The organism is Kitasatospora sp. A2-31 (assembly GCF_022288725.1).
Lineage (GTDB): Bacteria > Actinomycetota > Actinomycetes > Streptomycetales > Streptomycetaceae > Kitasatospora.
In genome coordinates this window covers 1-1,983 of sequence record NZ_JAKNTA010000098.1, presented here as the reverse complement: position 1 = coordinate 1,983, position 1,983 = coordinate 1, and the positions used below count along the sequence as shown (strand labels likewise).

The 1,983-nt window shown below is 73.9% G+C and carries 3 protein-coding genes; 2 read left to right on the top strand and 1 reads right to left on the bottom strand.

Annotated elements, in window-relative coordinates; all coding sequences use genetic code 11:
- On the top strand, positions 1-493 hold a 493-nt coding region (locus tag MCM47_RS39840; protein WP_238951734.1), incomplete at its 5' end, for an SDR family oxidoreductase.
- Between the two features lie 2 nt (positions 494-495).
- On the top strand, positions 496-1,263 hold the full coding sequence (gene fabI / locus MCM47_RS39835) for an enoyl-ACP reductase FabI (RefSeq protein ID WP_238863229.1): 768 nt from the start codon (positions 496-498) through the stop codon (positions 1,261-1,263).
- Between the two features lie 91 nt (positions 1,264-1,354).
- Here the strand turns inward: fabI and MCM47_RS39830 are convergent.
- Positions 1,355-1,983, bottom strand: a 629-nt coding sequence (locus tag MCM47_RS39830; protein WP_238951733.1) for a hypothetical protein, incomplete at its 5' end; no start/stop codon positions are given.

Below are 1,983 nucleotides of genomic sequence, written 5' to 3'. Positions count from 1 at the left end.
GCTGGTCGCCAACGCCGGCATCACCAACGACACGCTGCTGCTGCGCATGTCGGAGGACGACTTCACCTCCGTCGTGGACACCAACCTCACCGGCGCGTTCCGGGTGGTCAAGCGGGCGTCCAAGCTGATGATGCGCGCGCGCAAGGGCCGGGTCGTGCTGATCTCCTCGGTGGTCGGCCTCTCCGGCTCCCCGGGCCAGGCCAACTACGCCGCCTCCAAGGCCGGCCTGGTCGGCTTCGCGCGCTCGCTGGCGCGCGAGCTCGGCCCGCGCAACATCACCGTCAACGTGGTCGCCCCCGGCTTCGTCGACACCGACATGACCGCAGTGCTCAGCGACGAGCGCCGTGCGGAGATCGTCGCGGGCGTGCCGCTGGGCCGCTACGGGGCGCCCGCCGAGGTCGCCAACACCGTGCGGTTCCTCGGTTCGGACGAGGCCGCGTACATCACCGGAGCCGTCATTCCCGTCGACGGCGGATTGGGCATGGGTCACTGAACATGAGTGGAATCCTTGAGGGCAAGCGGATCCTGATCACCGGGGTGCTGATGGAGTCCTCCATCGCCTTCCACACCGCGAAGCTCGCCCAGGAGCAGGGCGCCGAGGTCATCCTCACCGCCTTCCCGCGCCCGACGCTGACCGAGCGGATCGCCAAGAAGCTGCCGAAGCCGGTCAAGGTGCTGGAGCTGGACGTCTCCAGCGAGGAGCAGCTGGCCGGCATCGCCGACCAGGTCCGCGAGCACCTGCCGAGCCTGGACGGCATCGTCCACTCGATCGGCTTCGCCCCGCAGGACGCCCTGGGCGGCAACTTCCTGGACACCCCGTGGGAGTCCGTGGCCACCGCGATGAACGTCTCGGCGTTCTCGCTGAAGTCGCTCACCATGGCGCTGCTGCCGCTGATGCAGGACGGCGGCTCGGTCGTCGGGCTGACCTTCGACGCGCAGTACGCCTGGCCGCAGTACGACTGGATGGGCCCCGCCAAGGCCGCGCTGGAGTCCACCAACCGCTACCTGGCGCGCTACCTGGGCGCGCGGGACATCCGCTGCAACCTGATCTCGGCCGGCCCGATCGGCTCGATGGCCGCCAAGTCCATCCCGGGCTTCCCCGACCTGGCCGCCACCTGGGACGCGCGCTCCCCGCTGAAGTGGGACCTGAGCGACCCGGAGCCGGCCGGCCGTGGCGTCGTCGCGCTGCTGTCGGACTGGTTCCCGAAGACCACCGGTGAGATCGTCCACGTGGACGGCGGCCTGCACGCCATCGGCGCCTGACCGCCCCGGCCCGCCGCCGCGGTGCCCGGTGCCCCTCGCGGGGTGCCGGGCACCCCGCGTTCCCGGGCCCGCCACCGCCGCCGGCCCGGACTCACTTCTGGCCGTTGCGGCCCAGGGCGACGGCCGCGTTGTGGTAGCCGGTGCCGTGGCCGGTGTCCATGGCGGCGGAGATCCGGTCGACCACCGGGTCGTCCGCGCCGTACCCGTGCACCCGGCCCCACTCCAGCACCATCAGCCGGCTCTGGGTCAGGCCGGCCGTGTGGTTGTCGGAGGCGTCCAGATTGCCCCGGTGCTGCGCCTCCTCCTTGACGCGCTCGGCCCAGGCGCCGGCGCCGTGCTCGGCCAGGGCGCCCGCGAGCTCGCCGCCCTCGGGGAGGAACCCGGTCGCGGTGCCGCCCAGGGCGGAGACCAGGGCGCCGGTCCGGTCCGCCCACGCCATCCGGTCCTCCTTCCCGTCCAGCAGGACCGAGGCGCGCACGGCGTCGTAGGCGCCGAGCGCGGTGCCGACGCGCTGGCCGGGCAGGGTGCGGTCGGCGTCGTCCGCTCCCGGGTCGGACGGCAGCGCCGCGACGGTCCGCGCCGCCTCGGCGCGCTCGGCGCGGTAGAGCGCCGCGTAGGCCTCGGGCTCCTCGGCGACGCCGCGCAGGACCCGCACCAGGTGGTCGCCGGTCCCGCCGAGCCGGCCGGCGCCGCCCTCCTCCCAGGCCCCGGGGTGCGCGG

Excerpts from the sequence above, each read along its gene's own strand:
- fabI (WP_238863229.1), top strand. The coding sequence starts at position 496 with ATGAGTGGAATCCTTGAGGGCAAGCGGATCCTGATCACCGGGGTGCTG.